General features: G+C 63.0%; 29 protein-coding genes. 16 read left to right on the forward strand and 13 right to left on the reverse strand.

Features of this window, described 5'->3' with window-relative positions:
• Positions 1-40: 40 nt before the first annotated feature.
• On the reverse strand, positions 41-358 hold the full coding sequence (locus tag AMC88_RS06560) for a DUF982 domain-containing protein (RefSeq protein ID WP_037113560.1): 318 nt from the start codon (positions 356-358) through the stop codon (positions 41-43).
• A gap of 245 nt (positions 359-603) precedes the next feature.
• Positions 604-1,017, reverse strand: coding sequence for a peptide-methionine (R)-S-oxide reductase MsrB (gene msrB / locus AMC88_RS06565; RefSeq protein ID WP_012483167.1), 414 nt, complete (start codon positions 1,015-1,017; stop codon positions 604-606).
• 187 nt (positions 1,018-1,204) lie between these two features.
• Between msrB and AMC88_RS06570 the strand changes: the two genes are divergently transcribed.
• The 9 genes from AMC88_RS06570 to AMC88_RS06615 all read left to right on the forward strand — a co-directional run bounded on the left by AMC88_RS06570 (position 1,205) and on the right by AMC88_RS06615 (position 8,596).
• The gene (locus tag AMC88_RS06570) at positions 1,205-1,420 is read left to right on the forward strand and encodes a hypothetical protein (RefSeq protein ID WP_012483168.1); all 216 of its coding nucleotides are present in this window, start codon (positions 1,205-1,207) and stop codon (positions 1,418-1,420) included.
• Positions 1,421-1,547: 127 nt separating this feature from the next.
• On the forward strand, positions 1,548-3,914 hold the full coding sequence (locus AMC88_RS06575; protein WP_064829919.1) for a putative monovalent cation/H+ antiporter subunit A: 2,367 nt from the start codon (positions 1,548-1,550) through the stop codon (positions 3,912-3,914).
• A gap of 4 nt (positions 3,915-3,918) precedes the next feature.
• On the forward strand, positions 3,919-4,338 hold the full coding sequence (locus AMC88_RS06580; protein WP_016734374.1) for a Na(+)/H(+) antiporter subunit B: 420 nt from the start codon (positions 3,919-3,921) through the stop codon (positions 4,336-4,338).
• Positions 4,338-4,715, forward strand: coding sequence for a Na+/H+ antiporter subunit C (locus AMC88_RS06585; protein ID WP_016734373.1), 378 nt, complete (start codon positions 4,338-4,340; stop codon positions 4,713-4,715). Before AMC88_RS06580 ends, AMC88_RS06585 begins: the two co-directional genes overlap by 1 nt.
• Positions 4,716-5,022: 307 nt before the next feature.
• Entirely contained in the window at positions 5,023-6,576 is a 1,554-nt protein-coding gene (locus AMC88_RS06595) for a Na+/H+ antiporter subunit D (protein ID WP_012483171.1), read from the forward strand.
• Positions 6,573-7,046: a Na+/H+ antiporter subunit E gene (locus AMC88_RS06600; RefSeq protein ID WP_012483172.1), complete on the forward strand. Its 474-nt coding sequence runs from the start codon at positions 6,573-6,575 to the stop codon at positions 7,044-7,046. Before AMC88_RS06595 ends, AMC88_RS06600 begins: the two co-directional genes overlap by 4 nt.
• The gene (locus AMC88_RS06605) at positions 7,043-7,396 is read left to right on the forward strand and encodes a cation:proton antiporter (RefSeq protein WP_012483173.1); all 354 of its coding nucleotides are present in this window, start codon (positions 7,043-7,045) and stop codon (positions 7,394-7,396) included. Before AMC88_RS06600 ends, AMC88_RS06605 begins: the two co-directional genes overlap by 4 nt.
• A complete protein-coding gene (gene mnhG / locus AMC88_RS06610) occupies positions 7,393-7,725 on the forward strand; it encodes a monovalent cation/H(+) antiporter subunit G (RefSeq protein ID WP_041683577.1) in 333 nt (110 codons plus the stop codon). Before AMC88_RS06605 ends, mnhG begins: the two co-directional genes overlap by 4 nt.
• Positions 7,726-8,164: 439 nt before the next feature.
• Positions 8,165-8,596, forward strand: a complete 432-nt coding sequence (locus tag AMC88_RS06615) for a Ros/MucR family transcriptional regulator (protein ID WP_010060045.1) — start codon at positions 8,165-8,167, stop codon at positions 8,594-8,596.
• Positions 8,597-8,952: 356 nt separating this feature from the next.
• Here AMC88_RS06615 and AMC88_RS06620 read toward each other — a convergent pair whose 3' ends face one another.
• Both AMC88_RS06620 and AMC88_RS06625 read right to left on the reverse strand, forming a co-directional pair.
• The gene (locus tag AMC88_RS06620; RefSeq protein ID WP_029531563.1) at positions 8,953-9,375 is read right to left on the reverse strand and encodes a SufE family protein; all 423 of its coding nucleotides are present in this window, start codon (positions 9,373-9,375) and stop codon (positions 8,953-8,955) included.
• A gap of 397 nt (positions 9,376-9,772) precedes the next feature.
• Positions 9,773-10,267, reverse strand: coding sequence for a DUF5330 domain-containing protein (locus AMC88_RS06625; RefSeq protein ID WP_012483176.1), 495 nt, complete (start codon positions 10,265-10,267; stop codon positions 9,773-9,775).
• A gap of 453 nt (positions 10,268-10,720) precedes the next feature.
• Here AMC88_RS06625 and AMC88_RS06630 point away from each other — a divergent pair, with 453 nt between their 5' ends.
• The 4 genes from AMC88_RS06630 to AMC88_RS06645 all read left to right on the forward strand — a co-directional run bounded on the left by AMC88_RS06630 (position 10,721) and on the right by AMC88_RS06645 (position 15,167).
• Positions 10,721-12,262, forward strand: coding sequence for a sensor histidine kinase (locus AMC88_RS06630; protein WP_012483177.1), 1,542 nt, complete (start codon positions 10,721-10,723; stop codon positions 12,260-12,262).
• Positions 12,234-13,190 carry a peptidoglycan-binding domain-containing protein gene (locus tag AMC88_RS06635; RefSeq protein ID WP_010024724.1) on the forward strand — a complete coding sequence of 319 codons (957 nt, stop codon included), beginning with the start codon at positions 12,234-12,236 and terminating at the stop codon, positions 13,188-13,190. Before AMC88_RS06630 ends, AMC88_RS06635 begins: the two co-directional genes overlap by 29 nt.
• A 122-nt stretch (positions 13,191-13,312) precedes the next feature.
• The gene (locus tag AMC88_RS06640; RefSeq protein WP_012483178.1) at positions 13,313-14,761 is read left to right on the forward strand and encodes a methyl-accepting chemotaxis protein; all 1,449 of its coding nucleotides are present in this window, start codon (positions 13,313-13,315) and stop codon (positions 14,759-14,761) included.
• Positions 14,762-14,822: 61 nt separating this feature from the next.
• Complete coding sequence (locus AMC88_RS06645; RefSeq protein WP_064821670.1) at positions 14,823-15,167, forward strand: DUF1491 family protein; 345 nt, start codon at positions 14,823-14,825, stop codon at positions 15,165-15,167.
• A gap of 126 nt (positions 15,168-15,293) precedes the next feature.
• On the opposite strand, the gene AMC88_RS06650 is transcribed toward AMC88_RS06645, so the two are convergent.
• A complete protein-coding gene (locus AMC88_RS06650) occupies positions 15,294-16,343 on the reverse strand; it encodes a DUF2336 domain-containing protein (protein WP_170960089.1) in 1,050 nt (349 codons plus the stop codon).
• Between the two features lie 974 nt (positions 16,344-17,317).
• Between AMC88_RS06650 and AMC88_RS33530 the strand changes: the two genes are divergently transcribed.
• A complete protein-coding gene (locus AMC88_RS33530) occupies positions 17,318-17,485 on the forward strand; it encodes a hypothetical protein (RefSeq protein ID WP_016734364.1) in 168 nt (55 codons plus the stop codon).
• A gap of 117 nt (positions 17,486-17,602) precedes the next feature.
• Here AMC88_RS33530 and AMC88_RS06660 read toward each other — a convergent pair whose 3' ends face one another.
• The 3 genes from AMC88_RS06660 to AMC88_RS06670 all read right to left on the reverse strand — a co-directional run bounded on the left by AMC88_RS06660 (position 17,603) and on the right by AMC88_RS06670 (position 21,110).
• Complete coding sequence (locus tag AMC88_RS06660) at positions 17,603-18,151, reverse strand: DUF1254 domain-containing protein (RefSeq protein ID WP_010008419.1); 549 nt, start codon at positions 18,149-18,151, stop codon at positions 17,603-17,605.
• On the reverse strand, positions 18,144-18,731 hold the full coding sequence (locus AMC88_RS06665) for a DUF1214 domain-containing protein (protein ID WP_010014566.1): 588 nt from the start codon (positions 18,729-18,731) through the stop codon (positions 18,144-18,146). Before AMC88_RS06665 ends, AMC88_RS06660 begins: the two co-directional genes overlap by 8 nt.
• Before the next feature lie 195 nt (positions 18,732-18,926).
• Entirely contained in the window at positions 18,927-21,110 is a 2,184-nt protein-coding gene (locus AMC88_RS06670; RefSeq protein WP_012483182.1) for a transglycosylase domain-containing protein, read from the reverse strand.
• Positions 21,111-21,347: 237 nt separating this feature from the next.
• Between AMC88_RS06670 and AMC88_RS06675 the strand changes: the two genes are divergently transcribed.
• On the forward strand, positions 21,348-21,824 hold the full coding sequence (locus tag AMC88_RS06675; protein WP_012483183.1) for a YcgN family cysteine cluster protein: 477 nt from the start codon (positions 21,348-21,350) through the stop codon (positions 21,822-21,824).
• Between the two features lie 6 nt (positions 21,825-21,830).
• On the opposite strand, the gene AMC88_RS06680 is transcribed toward AMC88_RS06675, so the two are convergent.
• On the reverse strand, positions 21,831-22,391 hold the full coding sequence (locus tag AMC88_RS06680; RefSeq protein ID WP_012483184.1) for a TetR family transcriptional regulator: 561 nt from the start codon (positions 22,389-22,391) through the stop codon (positions 21,831-21,833).
• A gap of 88 nt (positions 22,392-22,479) precedes the next feature.
• Between AMC88_RS06680 and AMC88_RS06685 the strand changes: the two genes are divergently transcribed.
• Positions 22,480-23,394: an SDR family oxidoreductase gene (locus AMC88_RS06685; RefSeq protein ID WP_064825824.1), complete on the forward strand. Its 915-nt coding sequence runs from the start codon at positions 22,480-22,482 to the stop codon at positions 23,392-23,394.
• A 9-nt stretch (positions 23,395-23,403) separates the two neighbouring features.
• On the opposite strand, the gene AMC88_RS06690 is transcribed toward AMC88_RS06685, so the two are convergent.
• From AMC88_RS06690 to AMC88_RS06705, 4 genes are all read right to left on the reverse strand, one after another.
• The gene (locus AMC88_RS06690) at positions 23,404-24,456 is read right to left on the reverse strand and encodes a fatty acid desaturase (protein WP_170960095.1); all 1,053 of its coding nucleotides are present in this window, start codon (positions 24,454-24,456) and stop codon (positions 23,404-23,406) included.
• A gap of 291 nt (positions 24,457-24,747) precedes the next feature.
• On the reverse strand, positions 24,748-24,891 hold the full coding sequence (locus AMC88_RS33535) for a hypothetical protein (RefSeq protein WP_167355276.1): 144 nt from the start codon (positions 24,889-24,891) through the stop codon (positions 24,748-24,750).
• A 40-nt stretch (positions 24,892-24,931) separates the two neighbouring features.
• Positions 24,932-25,330, reverse strand: coding sequence for a hypothetical protein (locus AMC88_RS06695; RefSeq protein WP_064821676.1), 399 nt, complete (start codon positions 25,328-25,330; stop codon positions 24,932-24,934).
• Between the two features lie 922 nt (positions 25,331-26,252).
• On the reverse strand, positions 26,253-26,633 hold the full coding sequence (locus tag AMC88_RS06705; RefSeq protein WP_012483190.1) for a VOC family protein: 381 nt from the start codon (positions 26,631-26,633) through the stop codon (positions 26,253-26,255).
• Between the last annotated feature and the right edge of the window lie 94 nt (positions 26,634-26,727).

Below are 26,727 nucleotides of genomic sequence, written 5' to 3' on the forward strand. Positions count from 1 at the left end.
CGCTCGCCCTTCACCAACTGCGAGCCGCGGGAACGGCCAGTCAACTCTCCAAGTCCGCGCTTGACGCACGCGCAGATCCCCGTTGCGCTACGCGAGCCGACGTGACCGCCGTCTTCTCCGGCGCCAGCAGATCATGCTTCTCAGCAAACGCAAGGAAGAGGCCTCGTGCCGTCTCTGCTTCGATTTCTCCTCGAAGGGCGGCAGCACAGGCCTTGAGCGCAACCGAATGAGCTGCATCCCTCAGCATGGCCGGCCATTCGTCGAGATGCCGGTATGCCTCCATGACCGTTCGGACCTCCGCAGGAAATCCAAGGCCGACAAAAATTGTGACAGGCTGTTTGAACACATCGGGTCTCATCATTCTCTCCTTCCCTACCGCGATGTTGGACGAGCAATCTGCGTCAACCGGCCTCCGAGCTGCTGCTATAAGGGCACTCGGCCCGGCGCCAAATTAGTTGGTTTTCCGCGGTTTCCGATTCAATAGGTGTAGGAAAATTTTGGCGCGTCTTGCCGGCCTGGGAGGGTGATCGTCGGCCATTCGTAGCGAACCGACGACGTGCTTCCCTTGCTTGCCCGGCGCGCGAATCGAAGGATCGACGTAGCCTATTCCCCCGGCTCGAACACCATGGCGTGGCCGTTGATGCAGTAGCGCAGGCCGGTGGGAGGCGGGCCGTCGGGGAAGACGTGGCCGAGATGGGCGTCGCAGGTGCCGCAGCGGATTTCGGTGCGCACCATGCCGTATGTCGTGTCGCGATGTTCCGTCACCGCATCGGGCGAGACGGCCTCGAAATAGCTCGGCCAACCGCAGCCGGCATCGAATTTCGTGTCGGAGCGGAAGAGCGGCGCATTGCAGCCGACGCAGCGGTATAGCCCTGTCTCGAAGGAATCCCAGTAGGGGCCGGTGAAGGCGCGCTCGGTGCCGTGCTGGCGCGTGATGCGGTATTGCTCGGGCGTCAGCTGCTCTTTCCATTCGGCATCGGTTTTCTCGATCTTGGCGGTCGTTGCCGTTTCGGACATCACGTGCTCCTTTCGCCGAGGGCGGTTCCGTTTTGCAAGAAATGTGGTGCGCCGTCCTTGCTTCATCAAGCCTCCGGCGCCATGCCGCCACAATCGCGGCATACGGCGATTCAGGGAAGGCGCTTGCTTTTACATCTATTAAGGGTTTTCCGTTAGGGTTAATGTTACGTGCATTGAGGAAACATTGGTGTTTGAAGCGGCAATCGTCCTGCTCTACGGTCTCGTGACCGCGGCCGCCGTGGCGGTCACGATGCTGGAAGGCTGGACCAATCATGATGGCTTGACGCTCCATCGTCTCGCCGGCCTCATCGCGTGCCTGCTGTGGCCGCTGACGCTGGTCGTTTTCGTCCTGCACGGTTGCGTCATGCGGCTGCTGACCCGTCTTTCCCGCTCGGCCGCCTGAGCGCCTCGAACTTTCCGCGCGGCATTGGCCGGCGACCGAAATCGCTTGAGGCGCCTTCCCGTTTCGCCTAAGTCAGAAGACGAGCCGATTTGCATCGGCGTTCCGTCTGGCCGGTAGAGGAGGAGACATGGCCGATGTCACGGCTCTGACATTTCTGGCCCTGTGTCTGCCGCTTGCCGGCGCTCTTGCCGCTCCCCTCGTCATCCGCATCCTCGGTGCAAACGGCGCCTGGCTGCTGGCGGCTGCTCCGCTGTTCGCCTTCCTGCATTTTCTGCGCTTGCTGCCGCAAATCGCGCGCGGTCAGACCATCACTGGTGGTTATGCCTGGGTGCCGAGCTACAACCTCTCCTTTTCCTGGTTCCTCGACGGGCTGTCGCTGGCTTTCGCGCTGCTGATCACCGGCATCGGCACGCTGATCGTGCTCTATGCCGGCGCCTATCTGAGGGGACATGGGGACCAGGGCCGCTTCTTCTCCTTCATCTTTCTCTTCATGGGGGCGATGCTCGGCATCGTAGTATCCGACAGCTTCCTGATGTTCTTCATCTTCTGGGAACTGACGTCGATTACCTCCTTCCTGCTGATCGGCTTCGATCACGAGCGCGAGGCGGCCCGTCGCGCCGCTCTGCAGGCGCTGGTCGTCACCGGCGGGGGAGGGCTCTGCCTGCTCGCGGGCCTGCTCGTCCTCTGGAACATGTCCGGCGTCACGCAGATGTCGCAGCTGATCGGAGCGGGCGATCTCCTGCGCGAAAGCCCGCTCTATCTCGCAGCCCTCATTCTGGTGCTGGGCGGCGCCTTCACCAAGTCGGCGCAATTTCCCTTTCATTTCTGGCTGCCGAACGCCATGGAGGCGCCGACGCCGGTTTCGGCCTACCTGCACTCGGCCACTATGGTGAAAGCCGGCGTCTATCTGCTGATGCGGCTCAACCCGGTCATGGGCGAAACGCCCGCCTGGGAAATCCTTCTGCCCTTCTTCGGCGGACTGACCCTGGTGGTCGGCACGGCGCTTGCCATCCGCCAGACCGACCTGAAGCTCAAGCTCGCTTATACGACCGTCTCCTCCCTCGGCCTGCTCGTCATGCTGATCGGCTTCGGCTCCGACCATGCGGTCGAGGCGGCGGCGCTCTATCTGGTAGCGCATTCGCTGTTCAAGGGTGCGCTCTTCATGGTCGCCGGCATCATCGATCACGAGACCGGCACGCGCGATATCACCCGGCTCGGCGGCCTCGGGCGGGCGATGCCGCTGACATGGCTCATCGCCCTTGCCGCGGCCTTCTCGATGGCCGGCCTGCCGCCCTTCTTCGGCTTTCTCGCCAAGGAGGAGATCTATGCGGCGCTCGCCGGCGGCGACATCCGCGCCATCACCTTCACGGCGATCACCGTCTTCGGCAACGCGCTGATGTTTGCCGTCGCCTTCGCCGTGGCGCTGAAACCCTTCCACGGCCGGCCGGCGCAGACGCCGAAGATCGCACATGAGGCGCCGATCCTGCTCTGGCTCGGCCCCGCCGTCCTCGCCGTCCTCGGCCTGCTGTCGGCGGTGTTTGCGACGTTCACCCATGCCGCTCTGTCCTCGCCGATCGCGGCCGCTATTCGCGGCGACCCGGTCGAAATCGCCATTTCGCTGGCGCCGCATCTCGGCCTGCCCTTGGCCCTTTCGCTGCTGACCGCGCTGCTCGGCATCGGCGTCTACTGGCAGCTCGATCGGGCGCGATTCTGGATGGCGGTTTTTCTGCGCGCCGCCGGGCGTGGCCCCGACCATGGTTTCGACCTTGCCATGTCGGGCCTTGTCCGTTTCGCCGGCCGCCTCATCCGCTTTGTCCAGCCGGGGCGGCTGGAGATCTATGTCGCCTGCACCTTCCTCTGCCTCGCCGCCATCCTCATCATTCCGCCGATTCTTTATGGCGAATTGCCGCATCTTCCCGCCTGGCCGGCCGATGTCAGGCTGCATGAATGGGCGGTCTTCCTGATCGCCGCCTTCGGCCTCGCCGCCGTGCTCGTTGCTCACGACCGGCTGACGGCGATCGTTTCGCTCGGCATCCAGGGCTTTGCCGTCGCCGTCATCTTCCTGCTGTTCGGCGCGCCGGACCTGTCCTTCACCCAATTCATGGTCGAGACGCTTTCGGTGGTCATCCTTGCCCTCGTCATGACCAGGCTTCGGCTCTCTCCCGACGATCGGCGCCCGCCCGGCCGTCGGCTTTTCCACGGCGCGCTGGCGCTTGTCTGCGGTCTTGGTTTTTCGCTGTTGCTGCTGCGGGCGACGCAGGCACCGTTCAACGACGCGCTGACGGCATTCTTCAACGCCTATTCCAAGACGATCGCCCACGGCGCCAATGTCGTCAACGTCATCATCGTCGATTTCCGCGGCACCGATACGCTCGGCGAAATCGCCGTCGTCGCGGTGACCGGCCTTGCCATCCTGGCGCTGATCCGCATCCGCGCCGGCAGCGAGCGCAAGCTTGCCGCCAATGATCCGGATGCGGTCGGAGCAGGGGAGTGATCACGTGAACACCCTGATCTTCCGCACCGTCGCCCCGTTCCTGACCGCGCTGATGCTGCTTTTTTCCGTCTTCGTGCTGCTGCGTGGCCATAACGAGCCGGGCGGCGGCTTCATCGGCGGGCTGATCGCCGCCTCCGGGCTGGCGATCTTCGGCATTGCCCGCGGCGTCGCCGCCGTTCGCCGCGCCCTGTTCTTCCACCCGTTGTCGATTGCCGGCTGCGGCCTCTTCCTGTCGACCGCGGCCGGTCTTCTCTCCATCCTCGTCGGCGTTCCCTTCATGACCGGCCTCTGGATCTACCCGAAGCTTCTCGGCCTCGAGGTGCCGCTGTCGAGCGTCATGCTCTTCGATCTCGGCGTTTATCTCGTCGTGCTCGGCGCCATCACCTCGATAGCGCTGGCCTTGGAAGAAAAGGAGATGGGGTGATGGAGCCGCTTCTTGCGATCCTCGTCGGCCTGTTCTTTGCCGCCGCCATCTATCTGATGCTGTCGAGGTACTCGATCCGAATCATGCTCGGCATCGCCATCCTCGGCAATGCGGTCAACCTGCTCATCTTTACCGGTGGCCGGCTGACACGGGCGGTGCCGCCGATCATCCCGGCGGGTCTCGACGCCTTGCCCGCCGGCACCGCCAACCCGCTGCCGCAGGCGCTGATCCTGACGGCAATCGTCATCTCCTTTTCCTTTCTCGCCTTCCTGCTGGTGCTGACCTACCGCGCCTATCAGGATCTCGGTACCGACGACACCAGCGAAATGCGCGCCGCCGAACCCGACGACCGGCCGCTGCCGCCCTTGGGGTATTGATGCGAATGTCGGTGCGGATGTTCACCCCCCTCTGCCCTGCCGGGCATCTCCCCCACAAGGGGGGAGATCGGCTGGGGGCGCCCGGCATTCCCTTCTCCCCAGCGGGGAGAAGGTGGCCCGAAGGGGCGGATGAGGGGGGCGGCACGGCAGACGCTATCCTTCACCACGCTGAAACCATTGCTCTTCGCTTGCGCTTCGAGCGCTCGTCGCGACTGCTCCTCGCCCCCCTCATCCGCCCTGACGGGCACCTTCTCGCCGCTGGGGAGAAGAGGAAAGCCGCCCCCGACCTTCCCGGAGGCCACGCCTGATGGCCGCTCCTACCGCCACCGTCGATCTCGCCGCCGCCCTGGTCACCGCCCCGGTGCCCCTCGGCCATTGGCCCGCCATCCTGCCGGTCGCCCATTGCATCACGCTCGGCGCCGTCCTGCTGATGGTGCGCGCCTATCCCCGCCTGCAGGCCTGGCTGGCCATTTCGGGCCTCGCGGGCCTGGCGCTGATGGATGCGGCGCTGCTTGCCAAGGTCGCGGCCGAAGGGCCGCTCACCATGGTCATGGGGCGCTGGCTGCCCCCCTTCGGCATCGCCTTCACCGTCGATCTCTTCGGTGCGCTGATGGCCTTCACCGCAGCCCTTGCCGGGCTCGCCGGCGGCATCTATGCGCTCGCCGATATCGGCGAAAGTGGCCGCCGATACGGTTTCTTTCCGCTGCTCATGCTGCTGATGGCCGGTGTCACCGGCGCCTTTCTCACCGGCGACGTCTTCAATCTCTATGTCTGGTTCGAAGTGCTGCTGATCTCCTCCTTCGGGCTGATCATCCTCGGCTCGGAACGGCAGCAGATCGACGGCGCGCTGAAATATGCGGTGCTCAATCTGATCGCCACCACCTTGTTTCTGGTCGGCGTCGGCATTCTCTATGCCATCTTCGGCACGCTCAACATGGCCGATATCGCCGGGAAGGCCCGCGACATCGGCGGCACGGCGCCATTGATGTCGCTGGCAAGCCTCTTCCTGCTCGCCTTCGCGATGAAGGCGGCCGCCTTCCCGGTCAATTTCTGGCTGCCCGCCGCCTATCATACGCCGCGCATCACCGTCTCGGCGCTGTTTGCCGGCCTGCTGACCAAGGTCGGCATCTACGCACTGGTCCGGGTGATGGTCATGCTGCTGCCGGCCGAACGCGCCGAACTCAGCCTGTTGATCGCGCTTGCGGCCGCCGCGACCATTCTCGTCGGCGCGCTCGGCGCGCTGGCCGAAAACGATGTCCGCAGAATGTTCGGCCATGTCGTCATTTCGGGCATCGGCAACATGCTTGCCGGCGTCGCGCTCGGCAATGCCGGCGGCATCGGCGGCGCGGTCTTCTACGCGCTCCATTCCATGGTGCTGATGACGGCGCTTTATCTTGCTGCCGGCGAGATCGCCCGGCGCGGCGGCGGCTTTTGCCTGTCGGATCTCGGCGGGCTCTATCGGCAAAGCGGCGGCTTCGCCGCGCTGTCGCTCGTGCTCTTCCTTGCCGCCTGTGGGCTGCCGCCCTTTTCCGGCTTCTGGCCGAAGGTCATGCTCGTCAAGGCCTCGCTCGATAGCGGTGCCTGGTGGCTGGCGGCGGCAATCCTCGCCGGCGGTTTCCTGACGACGGTCGCCTTCGGCCGCCTCTTCCTCCTTGCCTATTGGCGTCCCGCGCCGATGACGCTCGCGCCGTCGCGGCCGTCCTGGCGCACCGTTCTGCCGATCGCCGCACTGACCGTGCTCACCATCGGCTTCGGCATCCTGCCGGAACGGCTGCTGGCGCTGTCGCAAGCGGCCGCCGCCGGTCTTGCCGATCCGCAAGCCTATCTCCATTCGGTCTTCCCGGAAGGAGGTCAGCGGTGATTGCCTTCCTCTTCAACCTGCTGCTCGCCATCGCCTGGGTCACTGTCACCGGCAGCGCCTCGCTGCACAATCTCGTCTTCGGCTTCCTGCTGGCGGCGCTGGCGCTGGCCGTCATCCGGGAACCCTTCGGCGGCGGGGGATATCTGCGTCGCACCCGCCTGGTGCTGTCGCTCATGGGCCTCTTCCTCAAGGAGCTGTCGCTGTCGGCCTGGAAGGTCACGCTCACCGTTCTCTCGCCGGATATGAAGCTGAAGCCCGGCATCTTCGCCTTTCCGCTGACGGTGACGAGCGATTTCGAGATCACCCTGCTTGCCAATCTCATCACCCTGACACCCGGCACGCTTTCCGTCGATGTCTCGACGGATCGCCGCACGCTCTATGTCCACGCGCTCGATTGCTCCGATCCGGAGGCGGCGAGACGCGGCATTGCCAATGGGTTCGAACGCAAGATCATGGAGGCTTTCCGGTGATCACGCCTGCTGCCATCGTCGCCGTCGCCTCCTCGGCCGCCCTCGTCATCCTCGGCCTGGCGCTGCTTTTGACCGTCTGGCGCGTCGTCGCCGGCCCGACATTGCCGGATCGCATCCTCGCCCTCGACATGCTGACCGGCATCGCCATCGGCTTCATCGCCGTCATCGCGGTCAAGACAGGATTTTTCCTCTATATCGATATCGCCATCTCGCTCGGCCTCGTCGGCTTCCTGGCAACCGTCGCCTTCGCCCGTTTCGTGCTGTCGCGCGGCAATATCAAATCGCCGCCATCGGCGTCCGCGGCAAAGGGCGGCGCAAAGAGGCGCCGGGCAGGGAGGACGGAAGGATGATGGCTTATCTCCTCGCAGCCGTCACCGCGCTGCTGCTCATTGCCGGTTCGCTCTTTGCCCTTGCGGCGGCGATCGGCCTGGTCCGGCTGCCCGATCTCTATACGCGCATGCACTCGGCCTCGAAGGCCGGCACCGTCGGCTCCGGCCTGCTGCTCTTTGCCGCCGGCCTCTATTCGCAGGATCCGGCGGTTGTCGCCCGCGCCCTTGCCGGTTTCGTCTTCTTCCTGTTGACGGCGCCGGTTTCCGCCCATTTGCTCGCCAGGGCGGCCCATCGTTCGGGACACGATCTCGGCGCCATCTCGGTCCGCGATGATATGCGCAATCGCTGAGGGGTTGCTATTGCGCCCTTAACCTGTTTTACGTCTGACTTATGCACAGGAAGCTGTGAGTAAAGCTTGGCCTAAAGTCCTATAATTCTTCGTCGGCCATTTTTTCTCAAGAAAAACGACAAATAATAATTGGCCTTTCGGCCAAACGATGGTATTTGAAAATGCAAGTAGAATTCTGATTGTGAATTACAATCGTACTGCTTCCAAGTCCCTCAGTTGCGATTTTCAATGTCTAAACTGGGGCCATCGCCTGGAGCATGACGTAGTGGTTTTTGGTCAGGCAGTATAAGAACAGGTCTCGAACTTCGGAATCTAGGGGTGGATTTCACGTTTTTCGAAACAGAAGATTGCTTCCTGTGCTTTTGCTGTTCGCTTCTACGAGGCGGGTCTTTGGCGTGACAGTCAAAGATCGATTGAGCATGCTAACAGGAGAAAAAATATGACGGATATGGCGACCGGCAATGGGCCGGAGCTGCTTGTGGAACTGACAGCCGACATCGTCGCGGCATATGTCAGCAACCATGTTGTCCCGGTCAGCGACCTGGCGAATCTGATTTCCGACGTGCATTCGGCACTGAGCAACACGTCCGTACCGCAGCCCGCTGCGGCCGTTGTCGAAAAGCAGAAGCCTGCAGTCTCTGTCCGCAAGTCCGTACAGGACGAGCAGATTACGTGTTTGGAATGCGGCGGCAACTTCAAGTCCTTGAAGCGTCACCTGATGACGCACCACTCTCTCTCGCCGGAAGAATACCGCGAGAAGTGGGACCTGCCGACCGACTACCCGATGGTAGCGCCCGCCTATGCCGAAGCGCGTTCGCGCCTGGCAAAGGAGATGGGCCTGGGTCAGCGCCGCAAGCGCGGCCGCGGCTGAGCTTTTTCGAAAGCAATCAACGACAAAAGCCGGGTCTTGTGCCCGGCTTTTCTGTCTGTATCGCCACTGTGATTCCAAAATCTGCGAGCCGCCCTCGCACGACATTCTGTGCCGACTCATTAATTGACGCCGGGAGTCAGACTTTAGTCCGGGGAGGTCTGACATTATCCTGTTTCGGGCGGGGAAAATAATCTTCCACACTATTTTACGCCTATCGAAAATGGATCTGGTGAAGGCGGGATATCACCAGCCGCCGCATCTTATGCTTCGAACAGAGGCGTAGAATGTATTCCTATACTATAAGTAAGTGTTAATATACTACTGCCGTGCGCCATCCGGGTCGAATCGAACCACGTTCAAGCTGCGGCGCGGACTTGCGCCTCTTCCCGGATTCTCTTCACCATCGAACGCAACCCGTTCGAGCGCTGCGACGACAGGTTCTCCACCAGGCCGATCTTCGAGAAGATTTCGAAGGCATCGAGCGCGGCGATTTCGGATGCCGGCTTGCCGGAATAGGTGGCAAGTACGATGGCGACGAGGCCGCGCACGATATGCGCATCGGAATCGCCCTCGAAGTTCATGATCGGATTGTCCGGGTCGCCCGAGGTATGCGTCACCAGCCACACCTGGCTGGCGCAGCCCATCACCTTATTCTCGGAGGTGCGCTTTTCCTCAGCCAGATCAGGCAGCGCCTTGCCGAGTTCGATGACATAGCGGTAGCGGTCTTCCCAATCGTCCAGGAAGGTAAAGTCGTCGATGATCTGGTCGAGGGATGCCATAAAAAGCCTTTCACCATTGGCATGGCCGGCGAAATGCACGGCAATTTTGCCTCCGGACATGCTCTAGGACTGCATATAGGTGAAAGACCGACGAATTTGAACCGGTAAAGCGCGTCGCAGCCGCTCAGAATTGCCCGTGCTTCAGCTTTTTTGCTTGCGCATGCCGCCCAAGACGCCGCGTTGTCAAAGAAACGCCGTGAGGGATGGGCATCCTCACGGCGCAGCAAGATGCTGAATTAAACAGGGCAGGCACGTCAGGCATGGGGCATTTCCGCGTCATGCGGACCACCGATGCAAGCTCAGGCAATTCCGGCTGCGAAGCTGTCTCTGTCCGGAATTGCGTCAACAGGAACGAAGAATTCGAAATGCGCTGCGGGCGGGCGCCTGCCCAATATTGTCAGATCGCCGGTTTCGGCGTCGGCAGCGGGATCGCGCCGGTTACCACCGTCTCTGCAGCCGTTTCATCATCGACCGGCGGGCGGTAGGGCATCGGCTGGTTGAGCGCAGCCTTTGCCTCACGCGCCTTCTCCTGGACGGAAGGGGCGGCGAGCGAGGGCAGGGCGGGTGCCGCCCGCTTTGCCGTTTCGGCAAGCTTTGCCGACGTTGCCGGCTCGTCGCTGAACTGGCTGTCGAGCAGCTCATAAGCGACGTGGGCGCCCTCGCGGGCCCGGTAACCGAGCGCCGTCAGGGTCTCCGCGCCCTTGGCGCAGACCTCGGGCTTTTCCGAGCACATGCCGGTCAGATAGTCATAGGCGCCACTGGCCGCCGTAAAGGCGTCGGAAAGCTGCAATTGCGGGCCGCTGGCGAGCTTGTCGGAACCCTCCGTGCTGAAGACGGAAAGAAGCACGAGCACGAGGCCAAACCAGAAGGATCCTTTGATCAGAAACCACATTGTCGTTGCCCATCCTGTTTTCCCGTCCGGTTCTTTTCGCCGAATCAGGCCGGTTGTCCGGTGTGCTTTCACCCTATCGACAAGTTGCGAATGCCGCTTTTCGAAACTCGCGCGCATTTGCGGCAAATTTAATTCAAATTTTAGCGAAGCGGATTTGAGCTGCATTTAAGTCGAATGCGAGCGACTGCCGTTAAGCATCAGGGCAGCACCTCCTTGCAATTGCAGGGCTTTTGGCCGCTCGCCTTGCCACAGGCGTTAACGCGATGCTGAAATATGAAGGAATTCCGTCGCTTACCGGCTATTAACCACAAAAGGCAAAGGGGCTCTCGGATGCCTCAAAACGGGAATTTCTGCCCTTTCTGGCTGTGAACGGCGCTTTTGCCTTATCCTTTCCTTAAGTCGCGGGGGCCTATTGTCCGGATCGACAAACAGCCTTTTTCGGGCGGGTATTGCGTGCGAGTATTGAGTGACATTGGCGGCTGGGTGACGGCGCTCGTAGACCGGGCGGCGACAAGCTGGCTCTCCCGGACGGGCGGCGGCGAAGCCGTGCGCCAGCGCGAGCTTGCGATTCTGCGCCGCCTGGTGCTGCTGTCGTCGGCCGCTCTCGTCGCGGCGCCCGTCGGCCTTTCGGCGGTTACCAGCCCGGCCGTCGCCTTGCCGGCCGGTGTCGCCATGGTCTGCGCCGCCTTCCTCTTTTCCGCCGTCGGCAGCATTGCGCTCGCCCGTCAGGGCTCGTCGGCCGGCATCGCCACCCAGTCGGCCGAGGACTTCTTCCTGAGCGTCACGCCCGGCCTCGTCTTGTTCCTCGATCCGCACGGCAGCGTCGCCACCGTCGGCGGCCGCGACCGGCGCGATTTCCTCGCCTGGATGCGCGATCCGAAGGGCAGGGGCTTCCTGGAGCAGGTGCATGTCTCCGATCGCATCCTGTTCCTGCAGGCGCTCGACGGCCTGCGCCGCGGCGAGGATGCCGCAAGCGTCGATCTGCGCCTCGACCGGCCTTCGGTTTCGCGCGATCAGCGCCAGTTCGCTTATCTGAGAATGGATATGACCGCCCGGCGCGATGCCGATGGCGAACTGGCTGCCGTCATCGCCCAGCTGCGCGACGTCTCCGTCGAGCAGCAGCTGCGGGCCGAGGCGCAAAGCCGCGCGGCCGACGCCGAATCGGCAAACGATGCCAAATCGCGGTTCCTCGCCGCCGTCAGCCATGAGCTGCGCACGCCGCTGAACGCCATTCTCGGTTTTTCCGATATTCTGATCGGCGAATATTTCGGCAAGTTCGAAAACGACCGCCAGCGGGAATATGTCGGCCTCGTCCGCGAATCCGGCGCGCATCTGCTTTCCGTCGTCAACACCATGCTCGACATGAGCAAGATCGAGGCCGGCCGCTACGAGCTGATCCTCGAAGCTTTCGACATATCGGCCTCTGTCAGATCCTGCGAATCGATGCTGGCCTTGCAGGCCAAGACCAAGGGCGTCACCCTGACAAGCCGGATCCAGCGCGGCCTCGGTGAGATCGTCGCCGATCAGCGCGCCATCCAGCAGATCCTCATCAATCTCGTCGGCAATGCCGTGAAGTTCACCGAGGCCGGCGGCGTCGTCTCCATCGATGCGGCGGCCCGCGACGGCATCCTGAAGCTGACGGTCAGCGATACCGGCATCGGCATTGCCGCCGACAAGCTGGCGCTGCTCGGCCAGCCCTTCGTCCAGATCCAGAACGATTACACCCGCCGCTTCGAAGGGACCGGCCTCGGCCTTTCACTGGTCAAGGGACTGGTCGCGCTGCATGGCGGAAATTTCGCTATCGCCAGCCAGCCGGGCGAGGGTACGATCATCACCATCGAGATCGCGGTGGACGGTTCGGGCGCCAGGCGGGCAGACGATGCCGGCCAGGGCGCGACAGTCGAGTTTCCGCCGCGGCTGAAAGACGTGGTCAAGTCAGGGGTAGAATTGGAAGAGGGGCTTTTCGATGGCCGCGCGCAAGCGAAAATCGCCTAAGGGAAAAAACCGACGGCAGCAGCCGGGCCTCGTGGTGTCAGGTGCAGCCGCTCTCGGCGGCCTCGGTCTGCAGGGCGCATCTGCGCTGGGTGGTCTCGGGCTGCAGGGCGCATCGGCGCTCGGCGGCGTCATCGGTCGCAATCCCTCGGTTGCCGGCGGCACGATCGCCTTCGTCGTCATCTTCTCTTTCGTTGCGGCCAATGCGCTCTGGTATCAGCCCGGACTGCATCCGCATCCGATTTTCCGCACCCGCGACCCGCAGTCTTCGAACGTGCTCGGCGCCCGCCGCCCGGCCGAAGAGCAGCAAGGCGAGGTCACCACCTTCCGGATCGAACGGCCGGAGGATGCCGCCGCCACCACCAGCGCGACGCCGGCGCCCGCCGCACCGGCTCAGCAGCCGAGCGAGCTGGTCATGGGCATCCAGCAGCAGCTGGTGCGCCGCGGCCTCTATAACGGCATTCCTGACGGCATCATCGGCCCCCGCACCAGCGCCGCCATCCTCTTCTTCCAGGAAACCGTCGGCATGGCGCAGACCGGGGAAGCGACGCCAGAGGTGCTGGCCGCGCTGAAAACCGACGCCGCCGGTCGCTCGACCGTGCCCGCGGAAAAACCGCGTGAGGATGTGAGCTCGAAGGCGGCGGCGGAAGACCCGGTGGCCGCCGCGATCCGCAGCGCCGAAAAGACGGTCAAGACGGCGCCATCGGCAGCAAAGCAGCTTCCTTCAAGCGAACTCACCACTGTCGACCTCGTGCTGAAGATCCAGAAGGGTCTGTCCAACATGGCCTATGCCAATGTCGGCGTCGACGGCGTCGCCGGCGAGCAGACCCGCGCCGCCATCCGCCATTTCCAGAAGCACTACAACCTGCCCGAAAACGGTGAGCCGAACGAGGCGGTGCTAAAGAAACTCAAGGAAATCGGCGCGATCTGAGACCTGTCGCGCTACTAAGCCTCGCCCGAGACTACAACCTAAGTCTAAGATGCGGACGCTATTTGCAACTTATTAACCATGTTGATCGAAGCTTTGCCGATTGAGGCGGGGGAACGTCGGTCATGCATGCTCTGAAGGCGATAGACGAGCTGGCCGGAGAACCGGCAGTCGAGGCGGAAGGCCCGGATCACACGGCGTTGCGTCACATCCTGCAGCGCCTTGCCGAGGAGGCCTCGACGCTCGGCATCGATCTCGTCGACATTGCCGGCGCCATTCAGGACATGGCGGCGATGTCGGGCCGCCATGCCGCCGCCTTCGATCATGTCACCCGCACCGCACTGTCGATTGCCGAAACCAACCGCTCGGTCGCCCTGTCGCTGCGCGAGACCGACCGCACGGCGGCCGACGCCCGGCAGATGCTGAAGGAATCGGCCGACCGCCTGTCCGGCTCCGTCGCCGAGATCGGCCACATGGTTCAATCCTCTGACGTCATCGGTGCCGAAATCGCCGGCTTTTCGAAATCGCTGGCCGATGTCGACAAGATCGCCGACGAGATCAGCACCATTGCCCGCCAGACCAACCTGCTGGCGTTGAATGCCGCGATCGAGGCAGCGCGCGCCGGTGACGCCGGCAAGGGCTTCGCCGTCGTCGCCGCCGAGGTTCGGGCGCTTTCGCTGCAGACCTCGAAGGCGACCGGCTCGATCCAGGACACGCTGGATGAATTGCGGGTGAAGATCGACCGGCTGTCGGCGGTCGGCGGCGATGCGCGCAACAGCGCTGCCGGCGTGCGCGACAAGTCGGAGGCGATGCGCGGCGCCTTCGAAAGCATGGAACATGTCATCACCCGCATCCTCGACAGTTCGACCGTCATGGCCAACACCACCGAAGCGGTCGACCAGCAATGTGCCGGTTTCGTCGAAAAACTCAGCGAGATGTCCGGCGAGGTGACCGGTTCGAATGTCAGGCTGCAGCAGGCGGCAAAACGGGTCGACAGTGTCGTCGGTCTCTCCGAAACCCTGGTCCAGCTGACGGCGAGCGCCGGTGTGAAGACCGCCGACAGCCGCTGGATCGACGAGGCGCAATCGGTGGCAAGGCAGATATCGGGCGCCTTCGAACGGGCCGTCGCCGAGGGCCAGATCGGCCTCGACGCCCTCTTCGACCGGCGTTACCGGCCGATACCGGGCACCGATCCGGTTCAGATGATGGCCGCCTTCACCGAGCTTACCGACCGGCTGCTGCCGCCGATCCTGGAGCCGGTCCTTGCCCTGGACGAGCGCGTCGCCTTCTGCGCGGCGATCGACGAAAACGGCTATCTGCCGACCCATAACCGGAAATTCTCGCAGCCGCAGCGGCCGGGCGACGCCGTTTGGAATACCGCCAATTGCCGCAATCGCCGCATCTTCGCCGATCGTGTCGGCCTGGCCGCCGGCCGCAGCACCGCGCCTTTCCTCGTCCAGACCTATCGGCGCGACATGGGCGGCGGCAATTTCGTGATGATGAAGGATATCTCCGCTCCGATCAGCCTGCGCGGCCGCCATTGGGGCGGATTGCGGCTGGCGCTCAAGGTTTGACTCATTCGCCAAGATCCGAACGCGGATTGCCGATGCCGGCGCGCCGGTCTATACCGCGCCGATGAGATTACGCGCCGACATCTTCGTTTCCTCCCTTCTGCGCCGGGTCTTCGCCAGCGGCGATTTCGCCGCCGTCGAGAAGAAGGGGGCCGAGGAGGCGGGGGCGATCTTCATCCGCCAGCACTTTCGCGACGGCCTGGAGACGCTTTATGCGCCCGCTCCGCAGACCGCCTTCGGCGAAGATGAGGCCGTTGATCGTCTGTTCGAGATCCGCCTCGCACGTAGCGAGCCGGAAGCGGTGCGGGCGATGCTGGAGCGCGAACGCCGCTTCGACCCCGATTTGTGGATCGTCGAGCTGGAGGCGGAGGAATTGGGCGATCTTATTCCGCTCGCGCGGGACGGCTGAGATCAAAAGTGTGTCGCGATCTTTCAGATTCGCCTGTCACACTTTAGGTCTTTGATTTTACGCATGTGTCTTTAGCGCAAAACCGCTGCACACTTTTGCGAGACATGCTCTGGGCCGCTCGTCCGCTCAGCGCGACCGCCGTCCGAGCACGCGCATGTCGCGCTGCACCGGCGCCTGGCGGACGAAGCGGGGGCTTTCCGTCTCCTCGAGCGCCGGCGTAACGGCCGCCTCCGGCTTGTAGGTGTAGCGGTCGGCGCGCCGCCAGGCCTCTACTCTTTCGTGGCATTCTTCCGCATCGAGCGCATCGAGCACCATCCAGGCGCGCGTGACATTATGCTGCTGTTCGGCCAGGTGCGGATAGAACCGCTCCAGCACGAAGACGGCGTCGAGAAAACTCATGCCGAGGCTCGTCAACGTCGTGGCGAGCTGCTGGCCCGACAGGTCGAGCATGATGCGTTCGGCGAGCCAGCGGCTGGCCGAAAGCGCATCGGCGAGCGCAGTTGCGAAATGGCTTGCCTCGCGCGAACGGGCAAAGCGCACCAGCAGCGCCTCCTGAATGTCGGTCAGCGTGCGCAAGCCGAGCCTGTCATCGTCCTTGCGGCCGAGATGGCCGGCAAGGTCGAGAATGCGCTCGCGCAACGCCTCTTCATTGGCGAGACGCTGTTCCGCCAGCGCTTCGGCCTCGCTGCTCTCCACCGGGGCCGGCGATAGCGGCACGCCCTCCGATTCTGTGATCGGTGCGGCGGGGGCCGCCGGCCGCGGCTGGGTCTGGCGCAACGCCACCAGCGCGTCGATGACCTTCGGCGACAGCGAGTTGCGGCTGACGATCGCCTTGACATGGGCTGCGCCCTGCATGCGCGCGATGGTGATCAGCGTGTCGTCGGCGATGGCCTTGGAGGCGGCAAGAAAGGGTGCTGCGATCTCGATCGGCTGATTGCCAATGAACAGCGCCACGGCTGCCGGCATGGTCGAGCATTGGGAAAGGGCGGCGACGGCCTGGCGCTTGGCCTCGTCGGAGGAGGCCTGGAACAGCGGTGTGAAAAGCTCGGCGAATTGGCGCAATTCAGATCGTGTCGGATGAGACAGGCTCTCGAAACTGCTGACAGTCGCCATTAACACCACGTCCTTTTTCCTGACGGCCAACGGGCCCTCGAGGTCTCGAAACCGGTCACGCACACGCACACCCTGAAAACGCAGAACCAAGGGAAACCGTGGTGCCGATGGCGCTGGCGGAACGCCTGTCGGATCGCACGGATATGAACAAATCCTACACCGGTACGGTTAATGGATGTTGAAGATTTTATTAAAATGCAACAGAAATAGACACGTGTGGCGTGTTGCTGATTGTTAGCCGGCAACAAAAATCCGTCTGCTTTCGAAGGGCTGCCGCGACGGTTTTCGATCGCTGTTGCGACCGCCGCGACAGTTCGCCCTGCTGTCGTCGCGCGGGGCCCGCTGCAGCTCTGCGCGGCTGTCATCATCGCTCCGATGCAGGGCGTGCTAGTGCCGCAGACGGTGTCTTCAGGCTCTCGCTGTTGATATGCCGTCAAGCGCCGCAGCACCGTGATATCAGGGTCGCCGGACAAGAAAGGCGAATCATCGGAAGGAGCTGTTGCCCGTCGCTGGCGCTCGAGCCTGGAAAGATTTGCGGGTCGGCGATGGCCGCAAACCGCTCTCCGATGGAAACGGTTCGACCCGATCCTGGGCCGCGACGCAACGGATGTCGGGCTGCCTCATATTTGCAACACCTGCGCGGCTGTCGGCGCGCGGGTCGTCGCTGCATGATCAACTGTATGAATTATCTCTAATTTTGTTCTTCGGCGGGTGTCCGGATCCCCGCGCAGGCGGCATGAAACCAAATCGGCGCTTCATGCGTTGAAGAAGAAGTCACGGGAACTGTATTTGGCAACCGCTGAACATTAGTAAACTGTTAACTGTCATGTGTCTCAATTCGGACAGGAACGACGCGATTTGAGTATCTGGATCGTAGAAACTCCGCATCACGGTATTTCAATCAGGTGCCGTGGGAAAGGCGCGAATGCCCTCGGTTCGGTCATGCCGGCACCGCAGGACGCGCCGGCCCGCACATTGGCGGGCAGGGTGAAATCCATCGCAAGTTCATCCGTCTCGGGCAGTGCATGGAGACGAGAATGGCAATAGTAGTCGCATTGGCGGATCGGCGACCGCGGGCGCCGCGTCCTCAGGACAAGGAACCCCGCGAAGCCAAGATCCTCTGGTTTACCGGAGTCCGCTACGAGCGGCTGGCCGAGAACCCCAGACATGGCCCGGCGCCCGCGCCGCGCGCCAGAAAGAAGTAACGCCCGCTCAACCTTAAGTCATGTCGCGCAGAAGTGCGCAGCGGTTTTGCGGCAACGACATGCGCAAAAACAAAGAACTAAAGCGCGAAGAGCGAATCTGAAAGATCGCAATGCGCTTTAGCGGGCGCTGAACTGCTCGCAGCCGGCTTCCGTCAGGAAGTTTCGTGCCGCCTCATCGAAACTCGCCTGCGGCGCCAGCGTCCGCAGCACCGCGTAACCGTCCGGCCGCGCCATTTCCACCAGGATCGCCTGTTCCAGTTCGCGTGGCAGGTTCTTGCGCAGGTCCGTCAGCTGGATCGGACCGCCGGCCAGCACATCGAGCGCGCCGCCGACTGAAGTCCGGTCATTCATGCTGAAGACCTCGTTGGAGGCGCTGTCGTAGATGGCGATCGACCAGAAGGGCACATTGCCTCTGGCGGTGAAATGCACCGGCCCATCCTCGACGTCGAAAGAGCAGACAGCGGTTCGCACGAAGGGATCGCCATTGGCAAGCCCCGCCTCGTCATACCTATCGTTCAGCAGGTAGAAATTGTTGAGGTCGCCTTCCGCCGCGACGCGGGTCGCCGCGTCCCGGCCGGTGAAATGCGGCAGCGAAAGGATGATGACGAGATGCAGAAGCGCTGCGCCGAAAAGGCCGGTCAGAATGGCGAAAACGATCCTAAGCATTGCCGCATCCGGTCTTGGTGAGCTTCGGCATGGCGAGGTCGATCACGCCGGAGCTGCCGGCCGTCGGCGTATCGAACAAGGTCAGCACCAGCCGGAAGGTGCCGGCCTGCGGCAAGGCCAGCCAGTTGCCCGGCTGGGCGACGGCGGAAATTTCGATCGAGAAGCTGCTGTCGGGCTGGCGCAGCACCGTCCAGGAATTCAGCGCCGCGGGTAGCCCGGACGTCACCGCCGCCGGATTGCCGCCATTGTCGGCGGTAAAGAGCGTCCACAGCCGGGCGGGTGGCGTCTGCCCGCTGATGCGGTAGCGGCAGCCGGCATTCAGCCGCGCCCCTTCGTCGTCGACGCTCGCCGTGAAGGTCAGCCCCTCGGCGCTGCCATAAAGCAGCTTGCCGGCACGCGCCCGGTGCGATTTGGCGTAAGGATCGGCATCGACCGTCTGCAGCGCCGGAAAAGCCTCCCAGGCGCCAAGCTTGATCGCTCCGAAACCCTGCGTCGCATCCAGCGCATACAGCGAAATCATGATCCCGCCGCCAAAGGCGACGATCAGCGTGATCAGGATGAAAAGGGGGAATCGAAACACGTTACGACCTTGGAAACCGGGATGAAAGGGTTACCACTGATTCTGGCAGGGTGGAATGCCATGCGGCGACATGGAGGTCGATCGATCCGGTTAGCGTCACTACCTGCCCGTCACCCTAGCCCCTGCCGGGGTTGAGACCCGTGGGTCGCCCCCCAGTGGTGGCGGCAGGCGGATCAGGGGCCGGTCACGCAGCGTCTACTCCGCGCTCGCTACCTTCTGCGGCGTGAGCGGGGCGGCTTCCTTCAGCCTTTTGCCGAGGTCTTTCAGGATAGTCGTCGATTCTACCGAGAGCATGCGCGGCCGAATGAGCTGCGGCAATCCGTCCTGCGGTTTGGTGGCGGCGGTCTTGGCGACATCCTTCTCCGAGGGCGGCGGATTTTCGACCCCGGGGATGGCGCGCAGCGTCACACCCTGGTGGGCGTAGTCCATGGCACGCTTGAAGGTCATTGCCGGCAGCGAGCCGCCGGTCATGTTGTTGGTCGAGGTGTAGTCGTCATTGCCGAACCAGACGGCGCAGGTGTAGTTGCCGGTGAAGCCGACGAACCAGGCATCGCGGTAGGCCTGGGTGGTGCCGGTCTTGCCGGCGGTCAAAACGCCGTTGTCGAGAGCCGCCTTGCGCGCCGTGCCGACATAGGGGACGCGCGACAGCATTTGGTTCATATAGGCATCGGCCTGTTCCGACAGCACGCGTTTGGCGGCCGGCTCGTCACGGTCGAAATCATAGAGCACATCGCCCTCGTAATCGAGGATCTGGCTGATGCCGTGGCGGCGCGACTGGTAGCCGCCGGCCGGGAAGGTAGCATAGGCCGTCGCCTGGTCGAGCACCGTCACCTCGGAGGTGCCGATCGGAATGGTGACGTCGTCGCGGATCGGCGTTTCGACGCCGAGGTTCTTCGCCATTGCCCGGATCGGCTGGATGCCGAGCTTCTCCTTGGCGAGCCGCACCGGCACGGTGTTGATCGACTGGGCGATGGCGGTTTCGAGCGTGATGCGGCCGACATAGCGGTTGGCGTAATTGTGCGGGCTCCAGTTGCCCCAGGAGATCGGCGCGTCGACGATCGTCGTCTGCGGCGTCATCCCGCTCTCCATCGCCAGGGCATAGGTATAGACCTTGAAGGAGGAGCCCGGCTGACGCAGCGCCTTGGTGGCGCGGTTGAACTGGCTTTCGCCGTAATCGCGGCCGCCGACCATGGCGCGCACGGCGCCGCCATTCTCGATCATCACCATCGCGCCCTGCTTGGCGTGATAGGCCTCGCCATATTCGCGCAGCGACGTCTCGACCGAATCTTCCGCCGCCTTCTGGATACCCATGTCGATCGTCGTGCGCACGATCAGCGAATGCTGGTGGAAGCGCGGCGAAAGCCGCTGCACCTCGTCGAAAGCCCAGTCGAGGAAGAAATCGGGCGATTCCACCTCGTTGCGGTCGACGACGGTGGCCGGATTGCGCCGGGCGGCGATTACCTGGCCTTCGGTCATCAGCCCGCTCTGCACCAGATTGGTCAGCACCTCGTTGGCGCGGGCACGGGCGGCCGGCAGGTTGACATGCGGCGCATATTTGGCCGGCGCCTTGAACAGGCCGGCCAGCATGGCGGATTCGGCGAGGTTCACATCGGTGATGTTCTTGCCGAAATAGAATTGCGCCGCTGCCGCAGCACCAAAGGTGCCGCCGCCCATATAGGCGCGGTCGAGATAGGTGGAGAGGATTTGCTTCTTGGAGAGGTTGGCCTCGAGCCAGAGCGCCAGGAACGCTTCGGTGACCTTGCGGTCGATCGAGCGCTCGTTAGAGAGGAACAGGTTCTTGGCGAGCTGCTGGGTCAGCGTCGAGCCGCCCTGCACGACTTCGCCGGCCTGGGCGTTGGTGACCATGGCGCGGAAGAGGCCGATGGCGTCGATGCCGAAATGGTCGAAGAAGCGCCGGTCTTCGGTGGCGAGCACCGATTTGATCAGCGAATCCGGCAGCTCGTCGATCGGCACGGAATTCTGATGGATGACGCCGCGATGGCCGATGACGTTGCCATAGCGGTCGGTGAAGGTGACGGCGAAATCGCCGCGGTTGCGCCAGTCCTCCTTGGTCGCTTCGAAGGCCGGCTGGGCAAGCACCAGCATCAGCACCGCGCCGACCGTGCCGAGGGTCAAGCCTTCGCCGGCCAGTTCGAAGACGATGCGCTTCCAGCCGCGCACGCGGAAACGGCGGAAGAAGATGGTGGTGTCTTCCCAGATCTCGGCGGCGCGGAAGCCGGCGTTCCAGACGGTCGAATCGATCCACGAATCGATGCGCAGCAGAATGTGACGGCTCTTCGCCGGCCGCCTGCCCGTGTCGGCCGCCTGTTTTTCTGCCCCGTTTTCAGGCCCTTTTTCAGGGTTGTCCGGATCCTGCACGTCCTGTATTCCCGCCTGATCGCGCTTGCTTCATGTCCGGCCGCCGGAAAGCGGCGAAAGCGCGAGGCCCGATGGCCCCCAAAAGCTCTCCGATACCAGGAGAAAATTCTCCGGCACCAGGAGAAAGTTCTCCGGTACCTGGAGCATGCTGAAGAATTGATTGATTTTGTGGCGGATAACAAGAGAGTAGAGTGGTGGTCACGCGAATTTGCGGGCCGCTGTTGCAAGAAACGAACGATGAACGATCTGCCCTTCTGGAAGAGCAAGACGCTGGCCGAAATGACCGCCCCCGAATGGGAAAGCCTTTGCGACGGCTGCGGCCTCTGTTGTCTCAACAAGCTCGAGGAATGGGATAGCGGCGATATCTATTTCACCTCGGTCAGCTGCAAGCTGCTCGACGGTGAGAGCTGTCGCTGCTCGAGCTACGAGAACCGCTGGGATTTCGTGCCGGACTGCGTGCAACTGACCAAGGAGAACGTGCCCGACATCGCCTGGCTGCCGCCGACCTGCGGCTACCGGCTGATCAACGAGGGCCGCGATCTCTACTGGTGGCATCCGCTCGTCTCCGGTGACCCCGAAACGGTTCATGCCGCCGGCATTTCCGCCCGCGGCCGCACGATCAGCGAAACCGAGATCGATATCGAGGATCTCGAGGATTACGTCGTCGACTGGCCGCTGACCGTCGGCGAAGAGAAGGACGAGGAAGAGGCGTAAGCGGGCTCAGGCTTTCACTGCGGCGAAAAAACGTCGCAGTTCCATCTCCACATAGACGGCCACTGGCCCTTCGGCGCTGAAACCCCACCAGGTCAGCGAACCCTGCCATTGCGACAGCATCAGCCGGGCGATCGTCTCCGGCGCTTGCGCCGATCCGAAACAGCCCGCGATCGCCGCCGTCAGCGCCTTTCCCCAGGCCGCCCCGCGGGCGCGCAGCACCGGATCGCGAAAATCCTCGCGAAGCACCAGCAGTCCCTCACCATAGGCGGCGGCACTGTCGCCGTAATCCTGCGACAGGCCGACGAGCAGCGCGACGGCGCCATCCGGCGTTTTCGGCACGCTTTCGGCGAGCCTTGTCGTCTCGGCATCCAGCCTGTCCCAGGCATAGAGCAAGGCTGCGCGCAGCATCGCCGCCTTCGTCGTAAAACGCTGCACCAGTGTCGAGCCGGACAGACCGCTTGCCTTCGCCACCGCCGCAAAGGTCGCCGCATCCGGTCCTTCGGTCTGGATCAGCGCCAGCACCATGGCGAGAAGCTGCTCATCGGAAAGGGTGCGGCGGCGCGGCATGAAATTTCCTCTTGCATTCAGCTTATTTATGAACGAGCATTCGTTTATATACAAGGCGCTTTTCGGTTCTAACGGGGAGGATGGGGAAGTGACAGCGGACTTGCAGGAGAAAGTGGCTTTGGTCGCCGGCGCCACGCGTGGTGCGGGCCGCGGTATCGCGGTGGAGCTCGGCGCTGCCGGTGCAACGGTCTACGTGACAGGGCGCACGACCCGCGCCCATCAATCCGAATATGGGCGGCCGGAGACGATCGAGGAGACGGCCGAGCTGGTGACCGCAGCGGGCGGCAGGGGCATTGCCGTGCAGGTCGATCATTTGGTCGCCCACGAAGTCGAGGCGCTGGTCGCACGCATCCGGGCGGAGGCCGGAAGGCTCGATATTCTCGTCAACGACATCTGGGGCTGCGAGAAGCTGTTTGAATGGGACAAGCCGGTCTGGGAGCATTCGCTGGACAAGGGGTTGCGCATGCTGCAACTCGGCATCGAGACGCATCTGATCACCGCCCATTACGCGCTGGCGCTGATGATCGAACGGCCGGGCGGACTGCTGGTCGAGGTGACCGACGGCACGGCGGAATACAACGCCGCGCATTACCGGCTGTCGCCCTTCTACGACCTCGTCAAGACAAGCATCATCCGCATGGCCTGGGCGCATGCCCAGGATCTGGTGAAACACAGCGCCACGGCCGTTTCGATCACCCCCGGCTGGCTGCGCTCCGAAATGATGCTGGAGGCCTATGGCGTCAGCGAGGCGAATTGGCGCGACGCAACGAAGGTCCAGCCGCACTTCGCCATTTCCGAAACGCCGCGCTTCGTCGGCCGCGCCGTGGCGGCCATTGCTGCCGATTCAGATCGCGCCCGCTGGAACGGCCAGTCGCTGTCGAGCGGCGGGCTGGCCAAGGTCTACGGCTTCGACGACATCGACGGTTCGCGGCCGGATTGCTGGCGCTACATGGTGGAAGTGCAGGAGCCGGGCAAGCCGGCGGATGTGACCGGCTATCGCTGAGGCTGCTGTTTACCCCACAGCTATGAGCCGCGCCGCATCGCGAAACGACACCAGCCGCATCGTCTGTTCGTCCCAGAGCACCAACTTGACGCAGCGCAGGCTTTCCATGAGCGTGATGCGGCCGATATCGGCCAGCTCCGGATGGTCCCTCAGCACCTCCGGCAGCCGATAATAAGGCACCCGGCTCGCCAGATGATGCACATGGTGGATACCGATATTGCCGGTGATCCAGCGCAGCACCGGCGGCAGGTCGTAATGCGAGGCACCATGAAGCGCCGCATGCTGGAACTGCCAGTCCGGTTTCTTCGACCAGTGCGTTTCCTCGAACTGGTGCTGGACATAGAACAGCCAGACGCCGGCAGCGCCCGCTAGCAGCACGATCGGCAGGTGGACCAGCAGGAAGGGAACGATCCCACCCGCCCAGATCAGCAAGGCGGCGACCAGAGCGATGGCAAGGTTGGTCGCCATGGTCGAGATCCAGGGCAGGGGGCCGGAGCGCATCATGCCAAATGGCAGGCGCTGCTTGAAGATGAACAGCCATGCCGGCCCGATCCCGAACATCACGGCCGGGTGCCGGTAGAGCCGGTAGGCAAGCCGCCCCCGGCGCGACAGCGCGTTATATTCGGCGATCGTCAGCGTCTCAATATCGCCAACCCCGCGCTCGTCCAGGTTTCCGGCCGAGGCGTGATGTTCCGCATGCGCCCGGCGCCAGTAGTCGTAAGGCGTCAGCGTCAGTATGCCGATCGTACGCCCGACCCAGTCGTCGAGGCGGCGGCGGGCGAAAAATGAGCCGTGGCCGCAATCATGCTGGATCATGAACAGCCTGAGCAGGAAAGCGGCCGCCGGAACCACGAGGACCAGGCCCGGCAAAAAGCCGTATCGAACGGCCGCCCACGCGGCGGCCCAGAACAGCGCAAAAGGAATAGCTGTGACGGCCAGTTCAAAGGCACTGCGTGTGGCCCTCGGCTGGCGATATCCTGCAAGGATCTTCAACCAGGGTTTTTCGGCGAAAGGTGCCGTCGGTGCCGCAGGTTTCTGCGGATTTTCATCAGGCTCGTCCAAGGTGGCAAGCCGAATTTCCTCGCTCTCGAAGCGGCGCGCGCCTTCGATCACGAAATATCACCGGAAAAGGCTGCGACGCTCGACGGATCGTCGACGCGGTCGATTATTTGAAGAGGAGTCATACTCTGTGGCACCTTCCGGCTTTTCGAAAACACGATCATCGCTGATCCGGCGTCCAGGCAGGACGCGTTGCCGCTTTTAGCCACACCTCAGCCGTTACGCAAATCGATCCCGATGTGCGTCTGTCACGAAATCGGCGAAGGGCGTTTCACCCGATGGCTCGATGCGCGCCTATTTCTTTGGAGCGCTTCCGTGTGGCGCGGCCTGGGCCGCGGCCTTCATCTGGCCTGCGAATGTGCCTGCCATCTTCGGCGCCACCTTGTCCTTCTTCGGTTTGCGAACCTCGCGATTGCTTCTCAACTGACCTTTTGCCATCGATCGATCTCCTGTTCAGACGAAATTCCAAAGCGCGTTTTCAGCTTCGCGCCTCGGGTTTGAGATTTGTCTTACGCGTGTCGCTGGGCAGTCCCTGGATCGCATAACGGTCGTAAACCGGAGTGACTGGTTTCGGCGGCGCTTTCAACTTGCCGAAGTGGTGTTCGAGCGCCAGCGAAAGCATGGCGGGCGACGTTACGCCCTCCTGAAACAGTTTGATCAGCAGCATCGCTGCGACGTTGCAGCCCTTGCCGTCGTCGACCTCGATCCTGGCCGCATAGCCCGCATTGTCGAGTACGGATTGAAGCATGTCGAGATCGGACGAGGTCAGATATGGCTTTTTGGAAGTGGAAGACATTGGTCCTCCTTTCGTCGGGGCGAAGCTATTCAATTCGCTAGTCGGCAGCGCCCGTTCAATGGCTGCCGAGGCGGCGATCATGCGCCTTTCGTCCCCGCAACACAACGGGATTCTTGGCTCGGCAGCCCACGCCGACCGGCGCGAAAGCCCGCACCGGTCAGGTGCGGGCGATGATCCTCATTCCGCCGGCTGGTAGGCCGTCTGCCGCGCCGGCGATGTCCGCGGACCGGCCGCCGAATCTGGGCGCGAGGTAGCCGTTGTCCCCGCCAAGTCCGGGGGGAGCAGCGTATAAGTTTTATCCAGCGCCTGAGGTGACGATTCCGCAAGCAGTAAGACGAACGCTTAGGATTCTTGCGTAGACTCGTGCCAACGAACAAAGCCCGGGAGTGCAGGCATGGACGTAAAGTCATCACAGGTTATAGGCAACGCGGCTTCTCACTACACCGCGTGGCAATTGTCTCGCAGGGGATGGAACGTCATGCCGACTTCCACGAATGCCAAAGGCAGCGACCTGTTCTGCGCGAACGATGCTGAGACGATAATTTTCGGTGTCCAAAGCAAAGGCCTTACGAAACGCGATCCCGTGGGGCTTGGCGCAAGTCTTGCCAACCTACGGTCCGATTGGTGGATCATCACGATCAGGGCAAAGACGGACGCTCCGACCTGTTTCATCATGAGGCTGCAGGAGGTCAAAGACCTCGCTCACCATAGCAATCCCTTGAACAGCAGGACGGGCGCGGCCTCGATCTGGCCCCAGCCATCCGCCTACGATCAGCCGCAGTTTCGGGAGGCCTGGCATAGGTTTGAAACCCTCACTTAATCCGCACACTGGTCGCCGAAGAGCGACTTACGTCGAGATGCCGATTATTGAACAGGAGAACTAAGCGCGTCCTTGTGCGCCGCCGCCTGTTCCTCGACGTCGCCGGCGAGACGCTCGAAGCTTCCGGCTGCCGCGTGGCGATCTCCAGGGCCGCGGCCTGACGGCCCCGCCTATCTGGCCGGGCTATATCTCACCCTTGTGGAAATAGGCTTCGAGCCGGTAGCCGTCGGGGTCGATGACGAAGGCCGCGTAATAGAAGCGGCCGTAATCCGGCCGGATGCCCGGTTCGCCATTGTCGGTGCCGCCGGATGCGATAGCCGCCGCGTGAAAGGCGTCGACGGCGGCCTCATCAGGGGCGACGAAGCAGAAATGCAGCCCCGACTGCATGTCGGCGACAACGGGATGCTCGGCCTGTATCACCCAGAGGCCGACCTCATCAGGGCCGTAGCCGATCACCCGATCGGAATTGGACAGACGCTCATATCCGAGCGGTGCCAGCGCCGCATCGTAGAAGCGGCGCGCTCTTTCGAGGTCTTTGACGCCGATGGAGATATGGTCAAACATGGATTGCGAACTCCGTTCATCCCAGGACTAAGGCAACAGCAGCATCTTTCAACGGTCAAGAGAAAAGTCGAATCCGTTTGGAGGTCCGGCCGCT

The sequence above is a fragment of the Rhizobium phaseoli genome (assembly GCF_001664385.1).
GTDB classification, from domain to species: domain Bacteria; phylum Pseudomonadota; class Alphaproteobacteria; order Rhizobiales; family Rhizobiaceae; genus Rhizobium; species Rhizobium phaseoli.

Bases quoted from the DNA above. Each gene is read 5' to 3' on its own strand.
- AMC88_RS06660 (WP_010008419.1), bottom strand. From the start codon at position 18,151: ATGCTTAGGATCGTTTTCGCCATTCTGACCGGCCTTTTCGGCGCAGCG.
- AMC88_RS06625 (WP_012483176.1), bottom strand. From the start codon at position 10,267: ATGTGGTTTCTGATCAAAGGATCCTTCTGGTTTGGCCTCGTGCTCGTG.
- AMC88_RS06575 (WP_064829919.1), top strand. From the start codon at position 1,548: ATGGCCGATGTCACGGCTCTGACATTTCTGGCCCTGTGTCTGCCGCTT.
- AMC88_RS06675 (WP_012483183.1), top strand. From the start codon at position 21,348: ATGAACGATCTGCCCTTCTGGAAGAGCAAGACGCTGGCCGAAATGACC.
- AMC88_RS06705 (WP_012483190.1), bottom strand. From the start codon at position 26,633: ATGTTTGACCATATCTCCATCGGCGTCAAAGACCTCGAAAGAGCGCGC.
- AMC88_RS33530 (WP_016734364.1), top strand. From the start codon at position 17,318: ATGGCAATAGTAGTCGCATTGGCGGATCGGCGACCGCGGGCGCCGCGT.
- AMC88_RS06620 (WP_029531563.1), bottom strand. From the start codon at position 9,375: ATGGCATCCCTCGACCAGATCATCGACGACTTTACCTTCCTGGACGAT.
- AMC88_RS33535 (WP_167355276.1), bottom strand. From the start codon at position 24,891: ATGGCAAAAGGTCAGTTGAGAAGCAATCGCGAGGTTCGCAAACCGAAG.
- AMC88_RS06615 (WP_010060045.1), top strand. From the start codon at position 8,165: ATGACGGATATGGCGACCGGCAATGGGCCGGAGCTGCTTGTGGAACTG.
- AMC88_RS06560 (WP_037113560.1), bottom strand. From the start codon at position 358: ATGAGACCCGATGTGTTCAAACAGCCTGTCACAATTTTTGTCGGCCTT.
- AMC88_RS06585 (WP_016734373.1), top strand. From the start codon at position 4,338: ATGGAGCCGCTTCTTGCGATCCTCGTCGGCCTGTTCTTTGCCGCCGCC.
- AMC88_RS06595 (WP_012483171.1), top strand. From the start codon at position 5,023: ATGGCCGCTCCTACCGCCACCGTCGATCTCGCCGCCGCCCTGGTCACC.
- AMC88_RS06645 (WP_064821670.1), top strand. From the start codon at position 14,823: ATGAGATTACGCGCCGACATCTTCGTTTCCTCCCTTCTGCGCCGGGTC.
- msrB (WP_012483167.1), bottom strand. From the start codon at position 1,017: ATGTCCGAAACGGCAACGACCGCCAAGATCGAGAAAACCGATGCCGAA.
- AMC88_RS06640 (WP_012483178.1), top strand. From the start codon at position 13,313: ATGCATGCTCTGAAGGCGATAGACGAGCTGGCCGGAGAACCGGCAGTC.
- AMC88_RS06695 (WP_064821676.1), bottom strand. From the start codon at position 25,330: ATGATCGCCGCCTCGGCAGCCATTGAACGGGCGCTGCCGACTAGCGAA.
- AMC88_RS06635 (WP_010024724.1), top strand. From the start codon at position 12,234: ATGGCCGCGCGCAAGCGAAAATCGCCTAAGGGAAAAAACCGACGGCAG.
- AMC88_RS06680 (WP_012483184.1), bottom strand. From the start codon at position 22,391: ATGCCGCGCCGCCGCACCCTTTCCGATGAGCAGCTTCTCGCCATGGTG.
- mnhG (WP_041683577.1), top strand. From the start codon at position 7,393: ATGATGGCTTATCTCCTCGCAGCCGTCACCGCGCTGCTGCTCATTGCC.